Origin of the sequence: Bacillus sp. COPE52, assembly GCF_003355115.1 — a bacterium.
Lineage (GTDB): Bacteria > Bacillota > Bacilli > Bacillales > Bacillaceae_G > Bacillus_A > Bacillus_A toyonensis.
The window spans coordinates 3,662,337-3,662,902 of sequence record NZ_CP031292.1; the positions used below are offsets into that span (position 1 = coordinate 3,662,337).

The 566-nt window shown below is 59.0% G+C and carries 1 pseudogene; it reads right to left on the reverse strand.

Going from position 1 to position 566, the window contains the following annotated elements:
* A pseudogene (locus DPQ31_RS18360) lies at positions 1 to 566 on the reverse strand (collagen-like protein); the annotation flags it as partial.

Below are 566 nucleotides of genomic sequence, written 5' to 3' on the forward strand. Positions count from 1 at the left end.
GCACCAGTAGCACCAGTAGCACCCGTGTTACCTTGAACGCCTTGAGGTCCAGTAGCGCCAGTGGCACCGGTAGCCCCTGTGTTACCTTGAACACCTTGAGGTCCAGTAGCGCCAGTGGCACCGGTAGCACCTGTGTTACCTTGAACACCTTGAGGTCCGGTAGCGCCAGTGGCACCAGTAGCACCAGTAGCACCAGTAGCACCCGTGTTACCTTGAACGCCTTGAGGTCCAGTAGCGCCAGTGGCACCGGTAGCACCGGTAGCACCTGTGTTACCTTGAACACCTTGAGGTCCAGTAGGTCCAGTAGCACCGGTAGCGCCCGTGTTACCTCGAGGTCCAGTGGCACCAGTAGCCCCCGTATTACCTTGAATACCTTGAGGTCCAGTAGGTCCAGTAGCGCCGGTAGCGCCCGTGTTACCTCGAGGTCCAGTAGGTCCAGTAGCACCGGTAGCGCCCGTGTTACCTCGAGGTCCAGTGGCACCAGTAGCACCCGTATTACCTTGAATACCTTGAGGTCCAGTAGGTCCAGTAGCGCCGGTAGCGCCCGTGTTACCTCGAGGTCCAGT